Raw genomic sequence first — 20652 nt, forward strand, 5'->3', positions numbered from 1 at the left:
GCGAGACAACGCGCTTCAGCGCGGCCCGCAGGGTGAGGCGCAACGCGCCGAATAATCCTTCTCCCACCACCATCTCGTATGTTGCACACCATCCCCCAAATAATACCTAAGCTTCCTGTTCTGCGGGGAGAGGGATGAGAACCTTCGATTAAGGTTCGGGTCGAGCATCGCGAGACAACGCGCTTCAGCGCGGCCCGCAGGGTGAGGCGCAACGCGCCGAATAATCCTTCTCCCACCACCATCTCGCATGTTGCACTCAATCCCAGACCAATACCTAAGCTTCCTGTTCGCCCCCACATTCCTGCCCGCTTTCACACAATCTCAGCCTGTTCCGCCATGACTTTTTCAGCAAAAATCGCTACCATCTCCGCCTGACATTTCTGAACAACGGTCGATCTCATGAAATTTGTTTCATTTAACATCAATGGGTTGCGTGCCCGCCCGCATCAGCTTCAGGCACTTGTCGAACAGCATCAGCCCGATGTTATCGGTCTGCAGGAAACCAAGGTCCATGACGACATGTTCCCGCTGGAAGAGGTGTCAAAGCTCGGCTATCACGTCTTCTATCATGGACAGAAAGGTCACTACGGTGTTGCCCTGTTAACCAAAGCTGAGCCAGTGTCAGTGAGCCGGGGTTTCCCGGGTGATGACGAAGAATCCCAGCGCCGCCTGATCATCGCGGAGCTTCCCAGCCCGATTGGCGACATCACGGTAATTAACGGCTATTTTCCGCAGGGCGAGAGCCGCGACCATCCCACTAAGTTTCCGGCTAAAGAGAAATTCTATCGCGATCTGCAACGTCTGCTGACCGAAGACCTGCCTGCTGATAAGCCGGTTCTGATTATGGGCGACATGAATATCAGCAGCACCGATCGGGATATTGGTATTGGTGAGGAGAGTCGCAAGCGCTGGCTGCGCACCGGCAAATGCTCCTTCCTGCCGGAAGAGCGCGAGTGGATGGACCGCCTGCTGGGCTGGGGACTGGTTGATACCTGGCGTGAGCACAATCCGGAGGTGGCGGATCGCTTTTCCTGGTTCGATTACCGTTCGAAAGGATTTGATGATAATCGCGGGTTACGCATCGATCTGGTGCTGGCGAGCAAAACCCTGGCGTCGCACTGCGTTGAGACCGGCATTGATTATGAGATCCGGGGCATGGAAAAACCATCTGACCACGCACCCATCTGGTCAATCTTCCGCTTTTAACTGACGGTCGCGTGGCAGAGCGCCACGCGACGGCTATTTCACTATTTTCCAGATCAGGTTATTGGTGCCGATGGAGTGTTCATCACGGGTACATTGCAGCAACACCCCCTCTGATTTCACCACCGCGCCTTCCGTGTAGTTACGGTTCTCAAAGATACAGCAGCGGAGACAGTCTGGCTGACGTCTCTCTGCCTGTGTCCATGCCTCGGGTGGCATATCCACCACGACATCGGTGTTACCACCGTTGCTGCCCTGCTGTGGCATCGACTGATAACGACTGTTGGCCTGCGCCACGCTGGTCGCCAGCGACAGGGCCACGAGCAGTAATACTGAATAACGCCTCATTCCGTCTCCTTCACTTTACGCCTGGTTTTGCGCACCGGACGTTTCTGTCCGGTGGACGGTAATCCCCGAAATGCATGCGCCGCAGGCTGCTGTCGCGCCTGCTGGATCAGACCGGTTAAGGTCTGCACCAGCGGCTGCATGAATTCATCATAGCGGCAGGCCTTTTCGCTGATACGCGTCAGTGTCGATTCCCACTGCGCCGTCATATCCGGGCGTGCTGCCAGATCGGGCAGGGAGTGAATCAGGGCGCGTCCGGCATCCGTAGAATTGATATAGCGGCCCTTCTTCACCAGGAAGCCACGACGAAACAGTAATTCGATAATGCCGGCGCGTGTGGCTTCCGTTCCTAAACCATCGGTCGCACGCAGTACTTTCTTTAATTCTTTATCCTGAACGAAACGGGCAATGCCGGTCATTGCAGAAAGAATGGTGGCATCGGTAAACGGGCGTGGCGGCTGGGTTTGCTTCGCCAGCACCTCTCCGCGCTCACACAGCAGCTCATCCCCTTTCGCTACCACCGGCAACGGCATGCCGTCGTTCTCTTCATCACGCTCTTTGTTGCCCAGCAGCGCACGCCAGCCCGCTTCCGCCAGGAAGCGCGCTTTCGCCACGAATTTTCCGCCAGCAATATCGAGATCGATGACACATTTGCGGAATACCGCATCCGGGCAGAACTGCATCAGATACTGGCGCGCCACCAGTTCATAGATATGCTGCTCGTTTTCACTGAGTTTCACCGCGCTGGCACGGGCCGTTGGAATAATGGCGTGGTGGGCATCCACTTTTTTATCATCCCAGCAGCGATTTCTGCGATCGGCATCGAAATCTGCCGGCGGGGTCAGCTGTGACTGATGCGCCTGTATCGCCTTTAACACCGCATGACGACCGGCAAAATGCTCTTCAGGCAGATAGCGGCTGTCCGAACGGGGATAGGTAATCAGTTTGTGGGTTTCGTAAAGCCGCTGGCAGGTATCCAGCACCGTCTGCGCACTCAGCCCGTAACGTTTAGCGGCCTCAATCTGCAGGCTGGATAAGGAAAAGGGCAGCGGCGCCACCTCATTTTCGCGTTTGTCGCTGTAAGCGGTGACGATCGCCGGCTGGCCCGTAATACGCGCCACCACATGCTCGGCCAGTGCGCGTTTGAGCAGACGGCCCTCTTCATCCTGCCACGGTTCACAGGCTTCACTGGGGATCCAGCTGGCGATAAATCGGGCGCCGTCAGGCGTGAGGATGTGCGCTTTCACTTCGAAGTAATCTTTCGGCACGAAGTTCTCGATCTCTTCATCGCGCCGGACCACCAGCCCAAGCACCGGCGTCTGCACCCGGCCCACCGACAGTACGCCATCATAGCCTGCATTGCGTCCCAGCAGCGTCCAGGCGCGGGTCATGTTAATGCCATAGAGCCAGTCCGCCCGGGCGCGGGCCAGCGCCGAGACGCACAACGGAATAAACTCGCGATTTTCACGCAGGCGGTTTACTGCCCGGTCCACCGCCTGAGGATTGAGATCGTTAATCAGACAGCGCTGCACCTTGCTGCGTTTTTCAGCCGGCAGGTTCAGGTAGTCGAGCACCTCATCCACCAGCAACTGCCCTTCCCGATCCGGGTCACCGGCATGCACCACTTCATTCGCCTGCGCCAGCAAGCCTTCAACTACTTTCAGTTGCTTAGCAACCGAGGGACGCGGTTTTAGCTGCCATTTTTCCGGAATGATGGGTAAATCCGCCAGCGACCAGCGTGCATAACGGCTGTCATAACTGTCGGGTTGCGCCTGCTCCAGAAGATGGCCTACGCACCAGGTGACGATCTGATCATTGCCGCAGGCAATGAATCCATCACCGCGTCGATGCGGTTTCGGCAGCACATCTGCGATAGCACGCCCCAGGCTCGGTTTTTCCGCAATAAACAAACGCATTGAATCAGGTAATCCTTAACATCAGGGGGAACGCAGTGATAACCGGTTGTCCGCTGTCGGTTTGAATACTGGGGCTATGTTAGCCTGGCAGGCCCGCTGGCGTAAGTGTGATGCGCGGCGTTAGCGATCGTTCGCACAGGAACCGTGCAAAAAGCAGGGCTGAAATGCACCCTGCCGGAACCGGACAAGCATTATAGTCAGAAGTAACGGACGAAAGGCGCCGTGTCAGGTGGGAGCACCGTAGTGCTGGATTTCAGTTGCGGGGTGCCCAGATAGAGAAAGCCGACGATGGCATCCTGTTCGCGGCAGCCAAACCCCTGGCGTACCTGCTCGTCATCGGTCCAGGGACCACTGCGCCAGATACCGTTGTAACCCTGAGCGACGGCCGCCATCTGCATGGCCATCACTGCACAGCTTGCCGAGGCGATCTGCTCCCAGCGCGGCACTTTGTGGTGCGCTTCACAATGTGCCACCACCGTAATGATCATCGGTGCGCGAAACGGTGACTGGCTCGCTTTGTTAATCGCCTTTTCATCCAGCTGTTTATCGCGTGCTGCCTGCTCCAGCAGCTGGCTCAGCCGGTCACGTCCCTCATTTTCCACAATGATAAAGCGCCAGGGTTGCAGCGTGCCGTGATCCGGGGCACGCATACCAGCCCGCAGGATATTTTCCAGTGCGTCACCCGCAGGTGCCGGCTCAGTCAGGCGTGAGGCCGAACGTCGGTTGACCAGTAACTCCAGTGCGTCCATGTTTCTCTCCCGATCTCTGTAATGTTGCAGTTATCCTGGCACAGGCAGATTTTTTGTAACAGTGCGCAGTGATTTCCTGCTGACTTTTAACACGCCGCTCTTTAGGATGAGCTCGTCGGGGAAGTCTGGTCCGCGCGGCGGCCACTTCCTGCTACATATTTATGGAGAGTCTGATGCGCACATTGTGGCGAATAATTGCAGGTCTGTTCCGCTGGAGCTGGCGGGTACTGAATTTTATCAGGGAATTTATTCTGAATATTTTCCTGATTTTGTTGATTGTGGTGGGTGTAGGGATCTGGCTGCAGGTCAGCGGGTCGGGCGGCAGTTCAGCGCCGATTCAGCAAGGCGCACTGAAAGTGGATCTCAGCGGCGTGCTGGTGGATAAACCGTCGGTAAGCAATCGTCTGAGCAAAATTGGCCGCCAGCTGCTGGGTGCCAGCAGTGACCGCTTACAGGAAAATTCGCTCTTTGATGTGGTCGACGCTATTCGTCAGGCAAAAGATGACAGCAACATTAAAGGCATGGTGCTCGATTTACGCGAATTTGCCGGTGGCGATCAGCCTTCACTGCAATATGTGGGTAAAGCGCTGCGCGAATTCCGCGACAGCGGCAAGCCGATTTATGCACTCGGCGACAGCTACAGCCAGGCGCAGTATTACCTTGCCAGCTACGCCACCAAAATCTATCTGTCGCCACAGGGCACCGTAGATCTGCATGGTTTCGCCACCAACGGACTCTATTACAAAACCCTGCTGGAGAAGCTGAAAGTCACCTCACACGTCTTCCGTGTCGGAACCTACAAATCAGCGGTTGAGCCGTTCCTGCGTGACGACATGTCCCCTGCCGCACGGGATGCTGACAGCCGCTGGGTCGGTCAGCTGTGGCAGAACTACCTGAACACCGTGGCAGCGAACCGCCAGATTACGCCGGAGCAACTCTTCCCCGGTGCTGCTGCGATTATTGCCGGATTAAACGCCGTGAAAGGCGATACCGCGCAATATGCGCTGGATAACAAGCTGGTCGATGCCCTGGGTTCACGTGCGGCAGCCGATCAGGAGCTGGTAAAAACCTTTGGTCTGGATAAGCAGAGCAACGATTACCGTAGCGTCAGCATCTATGACTACAGCGTGAAAACCACCTCCACGCAGCAGGATGGCAACATCGCGGTGGTCATGGCCAGCGGTGCCATCATGGATGGTGAAGAGACGCCGGGCAACGTCGGTGGCGACACGACGGCGGCGCAGATCCGCGATGCGCGTCTCGATCCGAAAATCAAAGCGATTATTCTGCGGGTGAATAGCCCGGGTGGCAGCGTCACCGCCTCGGAAGCGATTCGTGAAGAGCTGGCGGCAGCGCAGGCGGCCGGTAAGCCGATTGTGGTCTCGATGGGAGGCATGGCGGCGTCTGGCGGTTACTGGATCTCAACGCCTGCCAGCTACATTGTGGCGAACCCCAGCACGCTGACTGGCTCGATTGGCATCTTCGGCGTGATCAATACGCTGGAGAACAGCCTGGACAGTATTGGCGTGCACACCGACGGTGTTGCGACCTCACCGCTGGCGGATATCTCAACCACCAAAGCGCTGCCAACGGAAGTTCAGCAACTGATGCAGCTGACCATCGAAAATGGCTACCGCAACTTTGTCGGTCTGGTGGCGAAGTCACGTCATAAAACGCCAGAGCAGATTGATGCCATTGCACAGGGCCACGTCTGGACCGGCAGCGATGCGAAAGCCAATGGTCTGGTTGATGCACTGGGTGACTTCGATGATGCCGTGAAGAAGGCGGGCGAGCTGGCGAAAGTCAGTAATCCGCAGCTGAGCTGGTATCAGGATGACCCAAGCTTCCTGGATATGATGCTGAGCCAGATGAACGCGTCGGTGCAGGCTGTCCTGCCTGATACGCTGAAAGCCTGGCTGCCAGCACCGATGCTGGATGTGATGAGTGCTATGAAAGCCCAGCCTGGTCTGTTCGACAAGCAGAACGATCCTCAGAACCGTTATGCATTCTGCCTGAACTGCGGCGAAGTGCGATAAACCTCGCAGCCCGGCCGCTGGTCGGGCTGCTTTTCCCCGCTATTCCCCTTATACTGCGCGTTTTATGGCGAGTCTGAGTTCTCTAATGCAAAAGAAAAACATCTACGTAGCCTACACTGGCGGGACGATCGGTATGCAGCGTTCGGCGCAGGGTTATATTCCCGTCTCCGGACACCTGCAGCAACAGCTGGCTAACATGCCGGAGTTCCACCGCCCTGAGATGCCTGATTTCACCATTCATGAGTATCAGCCGCTGATCGACTCTTCCGACATGACCCCGCAGGACTGGCAGTCTATCGCAGAAGATATCCGTCAGAACTACGATCGCTATGATGGTTTTGTGATCCTGCATGGCACCGACACCATGGCATTTACCGCCTCAGCACTCTCCTTTATGCTGGAAAATCTGGCCAAGCCGGTTATCGTCACGGGCTCGCAGATTCCGTTAGCGGAGTTACGTTCAGATGGTCAGCAGAATCTCTTAAATTCGCTCTATGTGGCGGCCAACTATCCGATCAGCGAAGTGTCGCTGTTTTTCAATAACACGCTCTATCGCGGTAACCGGACCACCAAGGCACATGCAGACGGCTTCAACGCTTTTGCTTCGCCCAACCTCTCTGCGCTGCTGGAAGCGGGCATTCATATTCGTCGCCTCAATACACCGCCAGCCCCAGCCGGTCAGGGCGAACTGAAGGTTCACACCATTACGCCTCAGCCTATTGGCGTGGTCACCATCTATCCCGGCATTTCAGCCGACGTTGTACGTAACTTTCTGCGTCAGCCAGTCAAAGCATTGATCCTGCGCTCCTATGGTGTGGGTAATGCACCGCAGAACAAGGAATTTCTGGCAGAATTGCAGCAGGCCAGCGAGCGTGGCATCGTGGTGGTAAATCTCACCCAGTGTATTTCCGGCAAAGTGAATATGGGCGGATACGCTACCGGCAATGCGCTGGAACATGCTGGTGTCATCAGCGGATTTGACCTCACCGTGGAAGCGGCGCTGACAAAGCTACACTTTTTACTCAGCCAGGATCTTTCGGCCGATCAAATTCGAGCCAGAATGCAGCAGAATTTGCGCGGCGAACTGACTGAAGACTGAAACGGAGCGATATGTAATGAAGCGGGCACTCATCATTATTGATATTCAGAACGATTTTTGCCCCGGCGGCCCGATGGCAGTCCATGAGGGTGACCATACGGTCGAGGTGGCAAATCGTTATGCGCGACTGTTCCGTGAAAACGGGGAATGCGTACTGGCACTGCAGGACTGGCATCCGGCCGATCACGGCAGTTTTGCCTCGGTTTCCGGCGAGCCGGTCTACACGCTGGGCGAGTTAAATGGTCTGGCCCAGATCTGGTGGCCCGATCACGGCATTCAGGGCTCGACTGGCGCTGATTTTCATCCGGGTCTCGATCGCTCACTGTTCGATGCGACGTTCCATAAGGGCCAGGATCAGGATGTCGACAGCTATAGCGCCTTTTTTGACAATGGCCATCGCCGTAAGACCGAGCTGGACAGCTGGCTGCGTGAGCGTGGGATCACCCATCTGGTGATGCTGGGGCTGGCGACGGATTACTGCGTAAAATATAGCGTGCTGGATGCGCTGGAGCTGGGTTATCACGTTGAGGTGGTTAAAGAGGGCTGCCGGGGCGTCAATCTGAATCCCGAGGACAGCGAAATTGCCTTTGCCCAGATGACCGCTCAGGGCGCGATTCTGATTTAAAATGGAGCTGGCATGACGCCAGCTTTTTTTTAATGCAGATGGATGCGGGTCACGTCAGGGTCAATTCCAAACTCTTCCTTGAGCTCTTTTTTCGACTTCATCACCATTTCGCCACCTTTGCCGATGGTCATGTGCTGGGGCGCGTCGTTGTGCCGCGCCTGCCACATCATGACCAGCTGCAGGCAATTGTCGCGCTGCTCCTGGGTCAGTGCCACGCCATCAGGCCATTTACCAATCTCAACCGCCGTGGCAAGACGCTGATAGACTTCAGGCGTCATCGATGCAAGCATTGCTTCAAGCTGTTCCTTCATCGCCATTACCCTTTGGTCTGTTCGCCCTGCTCGTCGGTGAAATTCAGCGAGGCGGAGTTAACACAATAGCGTTCGCCGGTCGGCTGCGGGCCGTCAGGGAAGACATGTCCCAGGTGCGCATCGCAACTGCCACAGCGGATCTCAATACGCTGCATGCCGTGTGAATCATCTTCAATATAGCGAATCGCATCATCACTGACCGGCTGGTAGAAACTGGGCCAGCCACAGCCAGAGTCATACTTCGTCTCAGAGAGAAAAAGTGGCGCCTCACAGATCAGACAGTGGTAGATCCCTTCCTGCTTGTTGTGCAGCAGTGCGCCGCTGTAAGGCGGTTCCGTTCCGCGTTGCTGAGTGACGTAGCGTTGCATTTCAGTCAACTGTGCAATTTTTGCTTCGGGTGCGGTGTCTTTAGCCATTTTAGGATTCCGGGCAGTGCCATTCTGAAAAATTCGACTATTATTCTAACAAATGATCAACATAACCCGGGTCTTTTTTTGTGCTCACCCTTTCAGCCTGCTCTCTGCTAAGCGGATTTGTGACATCGATCACCTTTTATCCGGAGCATCCCTATATATTCGGCGATTGATTCAACGAAGCGCGATATCATTGGCGGCGCGCAAGCGGTTGCGCATCGAATAATTCCTCTCAGGCGAATTGATTTGTCGCAACAATTGACACGATTCCGCTTGACGCCTGGTAAGGTTTTTGTAATTTTACAGGCAACCTTTTATTCACTAACCAATAGCTGGTGGAATATATGACTATCAAAGTAGGTATCAACGGTTTCGGCCGTATCGGTCGCATCGTTTTCCGTGCTGCTCAAAAGCGTTCTGACATCGAAATCGTTGCTATCAACGACCTGCTGGACGCGGATTACATGGCGTACATGCTGAAGTATGACTCTACTCACGGTCGTTTCGACGGTACCGTAGAAGTTCAGGATGGCGCACTGGTGGTTAACGGTAAAAAAATCCGTGTTACCGCTGAACGTGATCCGGCCAACCTGAAGTGGGATGAAGTGGGCGTTGACGTTGTTGCTGAAGCAACCGGTATCTTCCTGACCGACGAAACCGCGCGTAAACACATCACCGCAGGTGCTAAGAAAGTCGTTCTGACCGGTCCATCTAAAGATGACACCCCAATGTTTGTTCGTGGTGCAAACTTCGACAAATATGATGGCCAGGATATCGTGTCTAACGCATCCTGTACCACTAACTGCCTGGCACCGCTGGCAAAAGTGATCAACGACAAGTTTGGCATCGTTGAAGGTCTGATGACGACCGTTCACGCCACCACTGCTACTCAGAAAACCGTTGATGGCCCGTCTCATAAAGACTGGCGCGGCGGCCGCGGCGCATCGCAGAACATCATTCCTTCATCAACTGGCGCAGCTAAAGCCGTTGGTAAAGTTCTGCCAGAGCTGAACGGCAAACTGACCGGTATGGCATTCCGCGTACCAACCCCTAACGTTTCCGTTGTTGACCTGACCGTGCGTCTGGAAAAAGCGGCTTCTTACAAAGAAATCTGTGCTGCAATTAAAGCGGCTGCAGAAGGTGAGATGAAAGACGTTCTGGGCTACGTTGAAGATGACGTGGTTTCTACCGACTTCAACGGCGAAATCCTGACTTCAGTGTTTGACGCTAAAGCCGGTATCGCGCTGAACGACAACTTTGTGAAACTGGTTTCCTGGTACGACAACGAAACTGGCTACTCAAACAAAGTTCTCGACCTGATTGCACTGGTTTCTGCTAAATAAGGCAGCCAGACATCATTGAGAATAAGGGCGACTTCGGTCGCCCTTTTTTTGATCCGCTCAGGAAGGAATCAAACATGCAAGATAAACTGTTTTCTCTGCCGGTGGTCACGCAGATCTCCCCTTACCTCACCCAGCGCCAGATAGGTGAACTCCCCGCCATTGTTGTGAGTCACCCTAAAGTGCGGGCAGCCATTACGCTTCAGGGCGCGCACCTCATCGCCTGGCAACCCAGCGGCGAAAAGCCGGTACTCTGGCTGAGTGATAAGAGTCTCTTTGCACCGGGTAAGGCGATTCGTGGCGGCGTTCCGATCTGCTGGCCGTGGTTCGGCCCGGCGGGCGAACCGGCACACGGCTTTGCGCGGGTTCAGCCGTGGAAGCTCACGGCGCATGATGAAAATGAAGAGGGCGTCATGCTGACGCTGGTGCTGGAGAGCACCCCTCAGACGCTGAAGCTCTGGCCGCATGAATTCACCCTGATTGCCCGCTTCCGGCTGGGCCAGCATTGTGAGATTGAGCTGGAAGCCTATGGTGACTTTGAAGCGACGGCGGCTCTGCACAGCTACTTTACCGTCAGCGACATCAACGGTGTGGAAGTCTCGGGTCTGGGCAATAGCTATATCGACAAAGTCAACAACGGCGAGGTGGCCCGCAGCGACGGCAAACAGCGTTATCCTGGACGCATCGACCGTATCTTTACCGCAGCAGAAGATTGCTCAGTGATTAATGATACCGCGGGTGAGCGGCAGATCGAGGTGTACCACCATCATCATAGTGACGTTGTCACGTGGAATCCGGGTGTGGAACTCTCCTGCAGCATGACGGATATGGCGAATGAGGGCTATAAGACCATGGTCTGTGTGGAGACGGCGCGTATCAGCAAACCGTTACGCAGCGCAGGAGAGAAACCGGCACGACTGGCCACGACATTCCGCCTCAAAAAGAAAGCCGCAGCCAGCGACAACGTTAACGGCTAAACAATATCCAGCGGCGATTTATGCTGTGGCGCTGGCCAGGCGCGATCGATTAGCTGCAAATCCTCATCGGTCAGTTCCACCTCCAGCGCCGCCGCATTTTCCTGAACGTGGGCCACGGAACTAGCTTTAGGAATGGCAATCACCCCTGGCTGACGAATCACCCAGGCCAGCAGTAATTGCGCCACGCTGATGCCCTTCTGCTGTGCAATCTGAGTCAGCTGAGGATCGGTAAAGAGTGAGTCACGTAGCCGTCCGGCCTGGGCCAGCGGACAGTAGGCCATGACCGGTACGCCACGCTGCTGACATGCCGGCAGCAGATCAAATTCAATGCCGCGTGAAGCCAGATGATAGAGCACCTGATTGGTCGCGCAGGCCTCGCCCTTCTCTTCATCCCACAGTTCGGCCATATCATCGGTGTCAAAATTCGATACGCCCCAGTGACGAATTTTGCCCTGCTGCTGCAGGCGTTCCATGGCGCGCAGTGTCTCTTCCAGCGGAATATTGCCGCGCCAGTGCAACAGGTAGAGATCGAGATAATCGGTTTGCAGACGTTGCAGGCTGCGCTCACAGGCTGCAATGGCATCCACTTCGCCCGCATTCCACGGATAAACTTTGGAGACCAGCAGCGCCCGGTCGCGACGGCCCAGCAGTGCCTGCCCGACCACCTCTTCGGCTCCGCCATCTGCATACATTTCGGCGGTATCGATAAGCTTCAAGCCGCACTCAAGACCCGCCTGCAATGCAGCGACTTCATCAGCACGCTGCGCCGGGTTTTCACCCATATACCAGGTGCCCTGACCGATCACCGGCAGATCGCCAAAACCGGCAAAGTTAATCGTGTTACGCATTCTGCTCTCCCGCCCCATTCTGAGGCCCTGTAAAAGAACAGAGGGCATTAAATGCCCTCTTTTGGTGCGTTATCAGAAGGTATAGCTGACACCCGTCCAGATTAACGCCTGCCCGCTTTTATCAATCATCGGGCTGTCTTTGATTTCGCTGTCGAAGCGGACGTAACGTCCCATAACGCTGGCATTCCACTGTTGCGCAATCTGATAGCTGGCGCTCAGTTCCACATAAGGTGACCAGCTGTCATCCGGATTGTAACGGCTGATGCCGGTACGGGCGCTTTCATGCCCGGATACACCATAGTAATAACGGTTTTGATTGGCGCTGTTCCACGTGGCCCCGATGCCCGGCGTCAGGCTGAAGTCACCCATCTGGAAGCGATAGAGGTATGTCAGGTCCCAGATCATCCCGTTGCTGTTATTGAGCACATCCCCCAGCAATGAGGTACGGACAATCCCCCAGTCAGCGGTGTGACGATAGGTTGCACCCCCCATCAGCGTCATGCGGCGTTTATCCAGCCCTTTCATGTCGCCCAGGTCGTTGTCGCTGGGTTTGTACTCCTGCGGTGACCCCAGCAGCGTCAGTGACAGCTGGTTCTGAGGATCTTTCCACAGGTAGTAGCCGCCCTGCAGGCTACGGAACCAGAAGTCTTCACCCTCATAATTGATAACCGGAACGGGGATATACCGGTCCTGGCCGCCGCGATAAGGTGATTCGGCATAGATAACCGACGCACCAATGGAAAGCGGTGCGGCATTCGCGTGCGTGGCCAGTAAATAACAGGGCAGAAGTGCAACAAGCGTCTTAAATTTGAATTGGTTCACAATTTATTCATTCCATAAATATAACAATCAAACAGGAAGTCTAACGTTTTTTCACGGCTGGATTAACTTATATCGAAATCCTTTAAGTGACTGATCGATGAAAGTGGCATTAAAGGTTAAAAACACGTTAAGTTAAAGCATCACCCATATGAACGCATCTCACAACAGACCCGCTGTACAGTTGATCTTCCCCTCATTAACCCAAACCCGTGGAGGAAATTTCCTAGAAGCCATCTACAGTTAGAAGTAACAGCAGACATTTTGTACGAGCAGAGTAACCACAAAAGTTGTGTATCCCGATAAGAAAGATCAGGTTGGCATAAGGGTTGCTGTACTCAACAGAGAATATCTTCCGGGAGCTGCTATAAGCCTCTAATTACGCTCCTTACCTGTGCTAAAAACGAAAGGACGGGCATCGCTATGAATATATTCGATCACTATCGTCAGCGTTATGAAGCTGCCAAGGACGAAGAGTTCACACTGCAGGAATTTCTTGCCATCTGTAAGCAGGATCGCAGTGCATACGCCAACGCTGCAGAGCGACTGTTAATGGCTATCGGAGAGCCAGTAATGGTCGATACTGCTCAGGAGCCACGCCTTTCCAGAATATTCTCCAATCGTGTGATGGGACGCTATCCGGCGTTCGAGGAGTTTTACGGCATGGAGGAAGCGATTGAACAGATCGTCTCCTACCTGAAACATGCCGCTCAGGGACTGGAAGAGAAGAAACAGATCCTCTATTTACTGGGGCCGGTAGGTGGCGGTAAATCCTCACTGGCGGAACGGCTTAAGTCGCTGATGCAGCGGGTGCCCATCTATGTACTGAGCGCCGACGGGGAACGCAGCCCGGTTAATGACCACCCTCTCTGCCTGTTTAATCCGCAGGAAGATGCGCATATTCTCGAAAAAGAGTATGGCGTGCCGCGCCGTTATCTCGGCACGATTATGTCGCCGTGGGCCGCTAAGCGACTGCACGATTTTGGCGGCGATATCTCGCGTTTCAAAGTGGTGAAAGTCTGGCCGTCGATCCTGGAACAGCTGGCGATTGCCAAAACTGAACCGGGTGATGAGAACAACCAGGATATCTCCGCGCTGGTGGGTAAAGTGGATATCCGTAAACTGGAAAACCACGCGCAAAACGATCCTGATGCTTACGGTTACTCCGGCGCACTCTGCCGTGCCAACCAGGGGATCATGGAATTCGTTGAGATGTTCAAAGCGCCTATCAAGGTGCTGCATCCGTTACTAACGGCGACGCAGGAAGGTAACTACAATGGCACCGAGGGGATTTCGGCGCTGCCGTTTAACGGCATTATTCTGGCGCACTCCAACGAATCAGAGTGGGTGACGTTCCGTAATAACAAGAATAATGAGGCGTTCCTTGACCGTGTCTATATCGTCAAGGTGCCCTACTGCCTGCGGGTCTCTGAAGAGATCAAAATCTACGACAAGTTACTTAATCACAGTGAGCTGGCGACCTCGCCCTGCGCACCGGGTACGCTGGAAACCCTGGCACGCTTCTCTATCCTGTCACGTCTCAAGGATCCGGATAACTCCAGCATCTATTCCAAAATGCGGGTCTACGATGGTGAAAGCCTGAAAGATACCGACCCTAAGGCGAAGTCATGGCAGGAGTATCATGATTACGCCGGTGTGGATGAGGGGATGAACGGCCTTTCAACCCGCTTTGCCTTTAAGATTCTGTCGCGGGTATTTAACTTTGACCACGCCGAAGTGGCGGCCAACCCGGTGCACCTGTTCTATGTACTGGAGCAGCAGATTGAGCGCGAACAGTTCCCACAGGATCAGGCCGAGAAATACCTTGAGCACCTCAAAGGCTATCTGATCCCCAAATATGCTGAGTTTATCGGCAAAGAGATTCAGACCGCCTATCTGGAATCTTACTCTGAATATGGTCAGAACATCTTTGACCGCTATGTGACCTATGCCGACTTCTGGATTCAGGATCAGGAGTATCGCGATCCCGATACCGGACAGCTGTTTGATCGTGAATCGCTCAACGCGGAACTGGAAAAAATCGAGAAGCCCGCTGGCATCAGTAACCCGAAAGATTTCCGTAATGAGATCGTCAACTTCGTGCTGCGCGCCAGGGCACACAATAACGGTCGCAACCCGAACTGGACCAGTTACGAGAAATTACGCACCGTGATCGAGAAGAAAATGTTCTCGAATACGGAAGAGTTGCTGCCGGTGATCTCGTTTAATACCAAGACCTCCACCGATGAGCAGAAAAAACATGATGACTTTGTCGATCGCATGATGGAAAAAGGCTATACCCGCAAACAGGTTCGCCTGCTGTGTGAATGGTATTTGCGTGTGCGTAAATCGTCCTGATAAGAGTCTGTAAGCTTGCCGGTAAGTGATACCGGTCTGACGAGGTCGGGTTCGCCCGGCCTGCTTACAATGTAGTTTGGGGGAATACCATGGCCTATTTCATCGATCGCCGACTCAACGGCAAAAACAAGAGCGCGGTAAACCGCCAGCGCTTCTTGCGCCGTTATAAGTCGCAAATTAAGCAGTCGATCTCCGAGGCCATCAATAAACGCTCGGTGACCGATGTAAGCAGCGGTGAGTCTGTCTCTATCCCGATTGACGACATCAATGAGCCAATTTTCCATCAGGGACGCGGCGGCAACCGCCATCGGGTCCATCCGGGCAACGACCATTTTGTGCAGAATGACCGGGTCGAGCGCCCGCAGGGTGGAGGCGGTGGCGGCAGTGGCCAGGGCAATGCCAGTCAGGATGGTGAAGGTCAGGATGAGTTTGTCTTTCAGATATCGAAAGATGAGTATCTGGACCTGCTGTTTGAAGATCTCGCCCTGCCTAACCTGCGCCGGAACCAGCATCGTCAGTTGAATGAGTATAAGACCCACCGTGCCGGCTTCACCTCCAACGGTGTGCCTGCCAATATCAGCGTCGTACGTTCGCTGCAGAACTCGCTGGCGCGTCGTACGGCGATGACCGCGGGTAAACGCCGGATGCTGCACGAACTGGAAGAAACGCTGCTGGAGATTGAGAACTCTGAACCGGCTCAGCTTCTGGAGGAGGAGCGGCTGCGCAAAGAGATCGCCGAGTTGCGGGCGCGTATCGAACGGGTGCCTTTTATCGACACCTTCGACCTGCGCTACAAAAACTTTGAGAAACGGCCGGAGCCTTCCAGCCAGGCGGTGATGTTCTGTCTGATGGATGTATCCGGATCGATGGATCAGGCCACCAAGGATATGGCGAAACGCTTCTATATCCTGCTCTACCTGTTCCTGAGCCGCACCTACAAGAATGTCGATGTGGTTTACATTCGTCATCACACGCAGGCCAAAGAGGTGGATGAACAGGAGTTCTTCTACTCCCAGGAGACCGGTGGCACCATCGTTTCCAGTGCGCTGAAACTCATGGATGAGGTGGTGAAAGAGCGCTATGACCCGGCGCAGTGGAACATCTATGCTGCGCAGGCGTCGGATGGCGACAACTGGGCCGACGATTCACCGCTCTGTCACGAGATCCTGGCGAAGCATATTCTGCCAGTGGTGCGTTATTACAGTTATATCGAGATTACCCGCCGTGCACATCAGACGCTGTGGCGAGAGTATGAGCATCTGCAGTCGACGTTCGATAACTTTGCTATCGAACACATTCGTGAGCCGGAAGATATCTACCCGGTGTTCCGATCGCTGTTCCATAAACAGGCAACGGAAGCCTGATGCACTAAGCCGGCTCATCGCCGGCTTTTTTTATCTTCCGAATAACCTGCTAAAACAGTCTGTTTTCTGCCGCTTGCCTGCCAACCCCCTCATTCTTCACATTAATCTGATTCCATACGCTGTTAAGCAATTCGTATAATGATCATTTTCACAATGACAACTCCTTGATAAAACATTATCTTTCAGAGATAGCATGGATATTTGTCACCAGTCGCTGCACCGCACTGTCATATCTCAGGAGATCGGGTTTGAACCACACTATTGTCTACAGTCTGTTTATCATCGGTTCCGTGCTGGTCGCATCGAGCATTTTGCTCAGCTCTTTCTCATCCAGACTGGGCATCCCCATTCTGGTGATCTTCCTTGCCCTGGGCATGCTGACCGGGGTTGATGGTATCGGCGGCATCGCCTTTGATAACTATCCGGCGGCTTACTTAATCTCAAACCTGGCGCTGGCGATTATCTTGCTGGATGGCGGCATGCGGACCAAAGCCAGCTCATTTAAAGTTGCCCTGGGGCCAGCGCTGTCGCTGGCGACCGTCGGGGTCATGATTACCGCAGGCTTAACCGGTGTGGTCGCCGCCTGGTTGTTTAACCTGGATATGATGCAGGGCTTCCTGATTGGCGCGATTATCGGCTCCACGGATGCCGCCGCCGTCTTCTCACTGCTGGGTGACAAAGGCCTGAATGAGCGCGTCAGCTCCACGCTGGAGATTGAATCGGGCAGTAACGATCCGATGGCGGTGTTCCTGACCATTACGCTGATTGAAATGATCGAGCAGGGCCGCAGCGGCCTTGACTGGATGTTCCTGGTGCATCTGGTGCAGCAGTTTGGTCTGGGTATCGTGCTGGGCCTGGGCGGCGGCTGGGCGCTGCAGCAGCTGATTAACCGTATCAGTCTGGCCGGTGGGCTCTATCCGCTGCTGGCGTTGAGTGGCGGCATTCTGGTGTTCGCCCTGACCACAGTATTAGAGGGCAGCGGCATCCTGGCGGTCTATCTGTGCGGCTTTTTACTGGGCAACAGGCCGATTCGCAACCGTCACGGCATTCTGCAGACCTTTGACGGCATGGCGTGGCTGAGTCAGATTGGCATGTTCATCGTGCTGGGACTGCTGGTAACCCCGTCTGATTTGTGGCATATCGCAGTTCCGGCGATGATCCTCTCACTGTGGCTGATTCTGGTGGCGCGCCCTCTGTCGGTGTTTATTGGTCTGCTGCCGTTTCGCAGTTTTACCACCCGCGAACGCGTCTTTATCAGCTGGGTCGGTTTACGCGGCGCGGTGCCGATTATCCTTGCGGTCTTCCCGATGATGGCCGGATTAGAAAACGCGTCGCTCTATTTTAATATCGCCTTCTTTGTGGTGCTGGTCTCCCTGATGTTGCAGGGCACCTCGCTGGGCTTTGCAGCGAAAAAAGCCAAAGTGGTGGTGCCGCCTACCGCATCGCCTATCAGCCGTATCGGCCTGGATATTCACCCCGAAAATCCATGGGAGCAGTTTGTCTACCAGCTCAGCGCTGACAAGTGGTGCATCGGTGCCGCACTGCGTGACCTGCAGATGCCGCGTGAGACCCGCATCGCCGCCCTGTTCCGTGACAATGTGCTGATGCATCCGAATGATGGGACGCGGCTCAGGGAGAACGACGTCATCTGCGTGATTGGCCGTGAGCGCGATCTGCCGGCGCTGGGTAAGATGTTCAGCCAGTCGCCGCCGGTTTCCCTGGACCAGCGTTTCTTTGGTGACTTTATTCTGGATGCTGAAGCTCGCCTGCGCGATATTGCGCAGATTTACGGACTGGAACTGGATGAGAACACCAACGATCAGCAGTCGCTGGGACAACTGGTGCTGAGTATGCTGGGCGGCGCGCCGGTGGTTGGCGATCAGGTTGAGTGGAATCAGCTGACGTGGACCGTCGCGGAGAAAGAGGATAACCGTATTGTGAAGATTGGTGTCCGTCCGGCTGAAGAGAAGGAATAATCCTAATCATTCAGCCACGTTATTTTCTGTCGATACGCTAAGCTTAAAAGTCTATGCCAGCAAAAACGGGAGAAATGAATGGGACACGTGGTTAAAATTGGTCGTTATGAGATTGTTGATGCCGATCTTGACAGTGAGAACCTCGACACCGTCAGCATCCCCTGTCACACCAATCCCGGCTTAATTACCCAACTTGATGGCTGGGATCGCGATACCAGCGTTCCGGCATGGATTGACGGAGAACCGGTGGATCTGCAGATTGGTCATTACGATAAACAGCAGGACCGCTGGATTTTAAAAAAACCTGCCTGAGTCCGTTATCACTACCGCCAGTCGTAAGATTTGGCGGTAATTCCTAAAAAGCGTCTTAAACAGTTTGGTTATAACCAACCCCCGCCTTATTTTATCCAGTAAAAACCAAAACTTAGCCATTTAAAACTTTAATCACTTTTGATGTTTTCAGATTTTTTCCGTATTAACTCTGTCAAATAACTCCTGCATACTCATTCTCAATGCTGCAACATTTCGTGAGTACTATCACGCTTTAGCCGTTATCTTTTTTGCAGCTGCACTGGCTTTACTGACTGCAACAGACTGAAAATTATTTTTTAATTTTTCAGAAGCCCACCCCTGAGCGCGTACATGATTCTGGTCAGGCCATCTTTTACTTGAGAAAGAGAGCAGGTTTTATGGCAAGTACATTGATAATGAATAGCCCGAGCCGCTCGTGGAGCGGCACGCGTAAAAATATCATCGTGAAATTCGCCCTGAGCTTTTCCGATCTGATTGCACTTAACCTCGCACTGTTTTTATCTGCCGCGACGATACAGGGTATTTGGGGCGAGCTGGATACCTTTATTCCACCTCATCAAATTGAATATCGTTTTGTGGCACAGTTTATTATGTCAGTCATGTGTACCGGCTGGTTCTGGGTACGCCTGCGTCACTATACCTATCGCAAACCCTTCTGGTTTGAGCTGAAAGAGATCATTAAAACATTATTTGTTTTCTCGCTGCTCGACCTCGCGTTGATCGCCTTCTCTAAATGGGATTTCTCCCGCATGGTGTGGGTCTTCAGCTGGACATATGCCCTGCTGCTGCTGCCGCTGATGCGTGCTCTGGTTAAACGCGCCATTCACAAGGCGGGTCAGTGGCAGAAAGAGACCATCATCATTGGCTCCGGCAGAAACGCCACCGAAGCTTACGCGGCGCTGCAGAGTGAAGAGATCCTGGGCTACAACGTACAGGCCTTTATCTCGGTCGATGATGTTCCGGCTCAGCAGAGCGTGAATGGCGTGCCGGTGATCACCTGGAAAGATATCAACTGGCAGACCATTGACCGTGACAACGTGCAGTTTATTGTGGCTATGGAGTATGAGCAGCAGCCGATGCGCGATCGCTGGCTGAAATTCCTGTCGAAGATGAACTGCCGTTCAGTTTCAGTGATCCCGACGCTGCGCGGCGTGCCGCTTTACGGCACCGACATGTCCTTTATCTTCAGCCATGAAGTGATGATTCTGCGTGTTAGCAACAACCTGGCGAAACACTCCTCCCGTTTCATGAAGCGTGCCTTTGATATCGTGGTGGCGTCGATGCTGCTGCTGTTTCTCGGCCCAATCTTCGCCCTGCTCTGTTATATGGTAAAACGTGATGGCGGCAATGCCATTTATGGTCACGAGCGTGTGGGCCAGAATGGCAAAAAATTCAAATGTCTGAAATTCCGTTCCATGGTGACCAATTCCAAAGAGGTGCTGGAGAAATTACTGGCAACCAGCGAAGAGGCACGAATTGAGTGGGACAAAGATTTCAAACTGAAGAATGACCCGCGCGTGACCCGGATTGGTAGTTTCCTGCGTAAAACCAGTCTGGACGAGTTGCCGCAGCTGTGGAACGTGATTCGTGGCGAGATGAGCCTGGTTGGCCCGCGTCCGGTGATTGAAGCTGAGCTGGAGCGTTATGCCGGTGATGTCGACTACTACCTGATGGCCAAGCCGGGTATGACCGGTCTGTGGCAGGTCAGCGGACGTAACGATATCGACTACGACACCCGCGTCTATTTTGACTCCTGGTATGTCAAAAACTGGGCGCTCTGGACCGATATCGCGATCCTGTTCAAAACCGCAGGCGTGGTGTTACGCCGCGACGGCGCTTACTAATCAGACCTCTGCGATGCCTGTTTACAGCAGGCATCGCACTTTCCGCACGACTTCCTCTATCTTTTTTGCCGCTGAATCATTACCCTCTGCGATCGTTTTTTAACAGAACGCTTACCC

18 protein-coding genes and 2 other RNA genes (1 of these 20 only partly in view) are annotated in these 20652 nt (G+C 54.1%); 13 read left to right on the top strand and 7 right to left on the bottom strand.

Annotated elements, in window-relative coordinates; genetic code table 11:
* From NR201_RS22175 to xthA, 3 genes are all read left to right on the top strand, one after another.
* A non-coding RNA gene (locus tag NR201_RS22175) (RtT sRNA) lies at window positions 1-72 on the top strand (it extends 156 nt beyond the left edge of the window).
* 41 nt (window positions 73-113) lie between these two features.
* Window positions 114-241, top strand: a non-coding RNA gene (locus tag NR201_RS22180) — RtT sRNA.
* A gap of 158 nt (window positions 242-399) precedes the next feature.
* Entirely contained in the window at window positions 400-1206 is an 807-nt protein-coding gene (gene xthA / locus NR201_RS22185; RefSeq protein WP_172608738.1) for an exodeoxyribonuclease III, read from the top strand.
* Window positions 1207-1239: 33 nt separating this feature from the next.
* Here the strand turns inward: xthA and NR201_RS22190 are convergent, their stop codons facing one another.
* The 3 genes from NR201_RS22190 to NR201_RS22200 form a co-directional block, all read right to left on the bottom strand.
* Window positions 1240-1551 carry a DUF1496 domain-containing protein gene (locus NR201_RS22190; protein WP_010670267.1) on the bottom strand — a complete coding sequence of 104 codons (312 nt, stop codon included), beginning with the start codon at window positions 1549-1551 and terminating at the stop codon, window positions 1240-1242.
* Window positions 1548-3464, bottom strand: a complete 1917-nt coding sequence (locus NR201_RS22195; RefSeq protein ID WP_010260636.1) for a DNA topoisomerase III — start codon at window positions 3462-3464, stop codon at window positions 1548-1550. Before NR201_RS22195 ends, NR201_RS22190 begins: the two co-directional genes overlap by 4 nt.
* Window positions 3465-3661: 197 nt before the next feature.
* Window positions 3662-4213 carry an NAD(P)H nitroreductase gene (locus NR201_RS22200; protein ID WP_010260634.1) on the bottom strand — a complete coding sequence of 184 codons (552 nt, stop codon included), beginning with the start codon at window positions 4211-4213 and terminating at the stop codon, window positions 3662-3664.
* Between the two features lie 173 nt (window positions 4214-4386).
* Here NR201_RS22200 and sppA point away from each other — a divergent pair, with 173 nt between their 5' ends.
* From sppA to pncA, 3 genes are all read left to right on the top strand, one after another.
* A complete protein-coding gene (gene sppA / locus NR201_RS22205) occupies window positions 4387-6249 on the top strand; it encodes a signal peptide peptidase SppA (RefSeq protein ID WP_010260631.1) in 1863 nt (620 codons plus the stop codon).
* An 85-nt stretch (window positions 6250-6334) separates the two neighbouring features.
* On the top strand, window positions 6335-7348 hold the full coding sequence (gene ansA, locus NR201_RS22210) for an asparaginase (protein WP_010260629.1): 1014 nt from the start codon (window positions 6335-6337) through the stop codon (window positions 7346-7348).
* Between the two features lie 16 nt (window positions 7349-7364).
* The gene (pncA, locus tag NR201_RS22215; RefSeq protein WP_010260626.1) at window positions 7365-7973 is read left to right on the top strand and encodes a bifunctional nicotinamidase/pyrazinamidase; all 609 of its coding nucleotides are present in this window, start codon (window positions 7365-7367) and stop codon (window positions 7971-7973) included.
* 29 nt (window positions 7974-8002) lie between these two features.
* On the opposite strand, the gene NR201_RS22220 is transcribed toward pncA, so the two are convergent.
* Together NR201_RS22220 and msrB are read right to left on the bottom strand one after the other, a co-directional pair.
* A complete protein-coding gene (locus NR201_RS22220) occupies window positions 8003-8284 on the bottom strand; it encodes a YeaC family protein (RefSeq protein WP_003852750.1) in 282 nt (93 codons plus the stop codon).
* Window positions 8285-8289: 5 nt separating this feature from the next.
* Entirely contained in the window at window positions 8290-8700 is a 411-nt protein-coding gene (gene msrB, locus NR201_RS22225) for a peptide-methionine (R)-S-oxide reductase MsrB (protein ID WP_010670269.1), read from the bottom strand.
* A gap of 341 nt (window positions 8701-9041) precedes the next feature.
* Here msrB and gapA point away from each other — a divergent pair, with 341 nt between their 5' ends.
* Entirely contained in the window at window positions 9042-10040 is a 999-nt protein-coding gene (gene gapA, locus NR201_RS22230; protein WP_003852747.1) for a glyceraldehyde-3-phosphate dehydrogenase, read from the top strand.
* 74 nt (window positions 10041-10114) lie between these two features.
* Window positions 10115-11014, top strand: a complete 900-nt coding sequence (locus tag NR201_RS22235; protein WP_172608739.1) for a D-hexose-6-phosphate mutarotase — start codon at window positions 10115-10117, stop codon at window positions 11012-11014.
* Here the strand turns inward: NR201_RS22235 and NR201_RS22240 are convergent.
* Window positions 11011-11862 (bottom strand): aldo/keto reductase, encoded by an 852-nt coding sequence (locus tag NR201_RS22240; protein WP_022625560.1) that lies wholly within the window; start codon window positions 11860-11862, stop codon window positions 11011-11013. The two genes, NR201_RS22235 and NR201_RS22240, sit on opposite strands and share 4 nt — an antisense overlap.
* A gap of 72 nt (window positions 11863-11934) precedes the next feature.
* Complete coding sequence (locus tag NR201_RS22245; RefSeq protein WP_172608740.1) at window positions 11935-12684, bottom strand: MipA/OmpV family protein; 750 nt, start codon at window positions 12682-12684, stop codon at window positions 11935-11937.
* Between the two features lie 420 nt (window positions 12685-13104).
* On the opposite strand from NR201_RS22245, the gene yeaG reads away from it, so the two are divergent.
* From yeaG to wbaP, 5 genes are all read left to right on the top strand, one after another.
* A complete protein-coding gene (gene yeaG, locus NR201_RS22250) occupies window positions 13105-15039 on the top strand; it encodes a protein kinase YeaG (RefSeq protein ID WP_010260606.1) in 1935 nt (644 codons plus the stop codon).
* A gap of 89 nt (window positions 15040-15128) precedes the next feature.
* Window positions 15129-16403, top strand: coding sequence for a YeaH/YhbH family protein (locus NR201_RS22255; RefSeq protein ID WP_010260603.1), 1275 nt, complete (start codon window positions 15129-15131; stop codon window positions 16401-16403).
* A 248-nt stretch (window positions 16404-16651) separates the two neighbouring features.
* The gene (locus tag NR201_RS22260; protein ID WP_010670274.1) at window positions 16652-18379 is read left to right on the top strand and encodes a potassium/proton antiporter; all 1728 of its coding nucleotides are present in this window, start codon (window positions 16652-16654) and stop codon (window positions 18377-18379) included.
* 78 nt (window positions 18380-18457) lie between these two features.
* Window positions 18458-18691: a DUF1480 family protein gene (locus NR201_RS22265; RefSeq protein WP_010260598.1), complete on the top strand. Its 234-nt coding sequence runs from the start codon at window positions 18458-18460 to the stop codon at window positions 18689-18691.
* A 377-nt stretch (window positions 18692-19068) separates the two neighbouring features.
* Window positions 19069-20535 carry an undecaprenyl-phosphate galactose phosphotransferase WbaP gene (gene wbaP, locus NR201_RS22270; protein ID WP_029519111.1) on the top strand — a complete coding sequence of 489 codons (1467 nt, stop codon included), beginning with the start codon at window positions 19069-19071 and terminating at the stop codon, window positions 20533-20535.
* Window positions 20536-20652: the final 117 nt, after the last annotated feature.

Origin of the sequence: Pantoea sp. Fr-CA_6 (genome assembly GCF_024520895.1) — a bacterium.
GTDB lineage: Bacteria > Pseudomonadota > Gammaproteobacteria > Enterobacterales > Enterobacteriaceae > Pantoea > Pantoea agglomerans.

What these genes read in the sequence shown, in the direction of transcription:
- xthA (WP_172608738.1), top strand. Translation starts at nt 400, where the DNA reads ATGAAATTTGTTTCATTTAACATCAATGGGTTGCGTGCCCGCCCGCAT.
- NR201_RS22190 (WP_010670267.1), bottom strand. Translation starts at nt 1,551, where the DNA reads ATGAGGCGTTATTCAGTATTACTGCTCGTGGCCCTGTCGCTGGCGACC.
- NR201_RS22195 (WP_010260636.1), bottom strand. Translation starts at nt 3,464, where the DNA reads ATGCGTTTGTTTATTGCGGAAAAACCGAGCCTGGGGCGTGCTATCGCA.
- NR201_RS22200 (WP_010260634.1), bottom strand. Translation starts at nt 4,213, where the DNA reads ATGGACGCACTGGAGTTACTGGTCAACCGACGTTCGGCCTCACGCCTG.
- sppA (WP_010260631.1), top strand. Translation starts at nt 4,387, where the DNA reads ATGCGCACATTGTGGCGAATAATTGCAGGTCTGTTCCGCTGGAGCTGG.
- ansA (WP_010260629.1), top strand. Translation starts at nt 6,335, where the DNA reads ATGCAAAAGAAAAACATCTACGTAGCCTACACTGGCGGGACGATCGGT.
- pncA (WP_010260626.1), top strand. Translation starts at nt 7,365, where the DNA reads ATGAAGCGGGCACTCATCATTATTGATATTCAGAACGATTTTTGCCCC.
- NR201_RS22220 (WP_003852750.1), bottom strand. Translation starts at nt 8,284, where the DNA reads ATGAAGGAACAGCTTGAAGCAATGCTTGCATCGATGACGCCTGAAGTC.
- msrB (WP_010670269.1), bottom strand. Translation starts at nt 8,700, where the DNA reads ATGGCTAAAGACACCGCACCCGAAGCAAAAATTGCACAGTTGACTGAA.
- gapA (WP_003852747.1), top strand. Translation starts at nt 9,042, where the DNA reads ATGACTATCAAAGTAGGTATCAACGGTTTCGGCCGTATCGGTCGCATC.
- NR201_RS22235 (WP_172608739.1), top strand. Translation starts at nt 10,115, where the DNA reads ATGCAAGATAAACTGTTTTCTCTGCCGGTGGTCACGCAGATCTCCCCT.
- NR201_RS22240 (WP_022625560.1), bottom strand. Translation starts at nt 11,862, where the DNA reads ATGCGTAACACGATTAACTTTGCCGGTTTTGGCGATCTGCCGGTGATC.
- yeaG (WP_010260606.1), top strand. Translation starts at nt 13,105, where the DNA reads ATGAATATATTCGATCACTATCGTCAGCGTTATGAAGCTGCCAAGGAC.
- NR201_RS22255 (WP_010260603.1), top strand. Translation starts at nt 15,129, where the DNA reads ATGGCCTATTTCATCGATCGCCGACTCAACGGCAAAAACAAGAGCGCG.
- NR201_RS22265 (WP_010260598.1), top strand. Translation starts at nt 18,458, where the DNA reads ATGGGACACGTGGTTAAAATTGGTCGTTATGAGATTGTTGATGCCGAT.
- wbaP (WP_029519111.1), top strand. Translation starts at nt 19,069, where the DNA reads ATGGCAAGTACATTGATAATGAATAGCCCGAGCCGCTCGTGGAGCGGC.